1 protein-coding gene is annotated in these 2,383 nt (G+C 63.2%); it reads right to left on the bottom strand.

What is annotated here, in order from left to right; genetic code table 11:
- On the bottom strand, positions 1-2,383 hold a 2,383-nt coding region (locus VN856_RS06175; RefSeq protein WP_325687186.1), incomplete at both ends, for an ornithine decarboxylase.

Raw genomic sequence — 2,383 nt, 5'->3', positions numbered from 1 at the left:
ATCTCCTTGGTGTCCAGATCGCGCATGAACTGCAGGATCTCGCGGCTGACCACCTGACCGGGCACCAGCACCGGGAAGCCCGGCGGGTATGGCGTCACGTACGTTGCGGACACGACATCGATTCCGGCATCCAGCTTTTCGTCGATCTGGTCACCCATCAGGTATTCGCAGTTCGTGTCGTCGTACGACAGGTAGAACGCGCGACGGACATCGCCCTCGGGTGTCGGCTCGTCACCGCTGTGATCCCGGAACGCCGGGTGGAAGCCGCTGAAGTTACACAGTGGAACCGGACGTTCGGTCAGCCCCCACACCGCCTGCTCGAAGTGCTCGCGCTCGCCCAGGCTCATCTCGGAAATCGACTGGTCGAGCTCGGCGGCAATGCTGACCAACACCTCGACCAGGAACGCCACCGAGCTGCGCGTGGTGCCGATGTTGGTCATGAACAGCACGCTGTTGCGCGAGGTCTTGTTGATCTGGATGCCGTAGCGGTCCATCAACTGCTCGCGCTTGAAGGTGTCACCGTCGTACCCGGTCCGCCCGATGGACAACGTGATTCGCGACGGGTCGAGGACGAACTCGTCGTCGTGCCAGGCCGCCATCATGTTGCGCAGACCGGATCGCAGCGGTTGATCGATGGCCGTCGGGCGGTACTCGTTCGGGATGAGGTGAGCCGTACCAAGGCAATTCATGTACTTGCTGAGCAGCGGGTGGTTGTCGATCGCGTCACGCAATTGCATGGCGTTTTCGATCTGCCGCTGCACCAATTCGGCACCCTCCAGCGCTACCTGACGACGGCCCAGGTCCAACGACGCCAGAATCTGGTAGTTGGGTGACGTCGAGGTGTGCGCCATGTAGGCCTCGTGGAACGGCACCGCGACCTTCTGGTCGAAGTCCTGGTCGTAGACGTGGATCATCGATCCCTGCCGCAGCGAGGTCAGCGTCTTGTGGGTGGACTGCGAGGCGTACACCCGCACCCGTGCCCGCGCCGGGTCCGGCATCAGGCGACGGTTCAAAAGGTCTTCGTCACTGGGCTTCTCGGCGGTCTGCTTGGTCAGGTATTTCTCGTACTCAGCCCGGTACTCCGGGCTGTTCAGCCGCTCGCGCACCGCCGCCGCCCCCGCCATCGCGGTCCGGGTGCGGTAGACCGGGTGGAACCGGGCGAACGCGAACCAGGCTTCGTCCCACAGGAACACCAGGTCTGGCTTGATCGCGAGGCACTCTTCCATCACCCGCTCGACGTCGTAGACGATCCCGTCGAATGTGCAGTTCGTCAGCGACATCATCTTGACGCGGTCGAGCTTGCCGGCCCGCTTGAGCGCCAACAACTTTGACTTGATCTCGCGCAGCGGCACCGCGCCGTACATCGAATAGTCGTTGAGCGGATACGCCTCGAGGTAAACAACATTCGCGCCGGCCATCATCATGCCGTAGTGGTGCGACTGGTGACAGTTACGGTCCAGCAGCACGATGTCACCGGGGGCCACCACCGCCTGGGTGATGATCTTGTTGGCGGTCGACGTGCCGTTGGTGACGAAGTAGGTGTGCCGCGAGCCATACGCTTTCGACGCGAGCTGTTGGGACTCACGCAGCGGGCCGGTGGGCTCCAGCAATGAGTCCAGACCACCGCAGGTCGCCGACGTCTCGGCCATGAAGACTTCCAGGCCGTAGAAGCCGACCATGTCCTTGATCCAGTGCGAGTTGACAATCGACTTGCCCTGCGAGATCGGCAAAGCGTGGAAAACGCCGGTCGGCCGGTGGCTGTATTGCTTGAGTGCGCTGAAGAACGGGGTGCGATAGCGGGCCGCGACGCCGTGCAGGATCGACAGGTGCAGTTCGAGCATGCCTTCCCGGGCGTGGAACACCCGGCGGAAGTATTGGCCCAGCCGCCCGGCGATGTCCTCCACCTCGATCTCGGTCATCAGGTACAGGTCGAGCTCGGGCCGCAGCTTGCCCAGCGATGTGGCCAGAATCTGGGCGCGCTCTTCAGGTGAGTAGTGGTCGGCCAGGTCGTTCGACACCCCGGTGTCAACGAACTCGGACAGCGACGTGAGGTCACGAGTTGACTGGTGCGAGAACCGCCGGCGAATTACGACGGCTTGCAGATTCACGTTGAGCCGTGCGGCGATCAGCGCCTCATCGCCGCTGGCGACCACCACGAGCTCGTAGACGAATTCGTCATCGGGGCGCCGCCATTTGCGGACCTCGTTGCGCAGCGCACGCTCCTGGGCCTCGGTCATCTTCTCGACGACAAGCACTTCGAAGTAGGGACGGTCGCGCTCGGCTTCGGTCTGACCCTCGAGTTGCCGCGGATCGGACGGGAACATGTCCAGCTCGTCGGCGCCGGCGTTCTCGACATCCCCGGTGCGGTACGACTCCTGAGTCA

Origin of the sequence: Mycobacterium sp. (assembly GCF_035603715.1) — a bacterium.
GTDB lineage: Bacteria > Actinomycetota > Actinomycetes > Mycobacteriales > Mycobacteriaceae > Mycobacterium.
The sequence above is the reverse complement of the archived record's forward strand: the minus strand, read 5'-3'. Positions and strand labels throughout refer to the sequence as shown.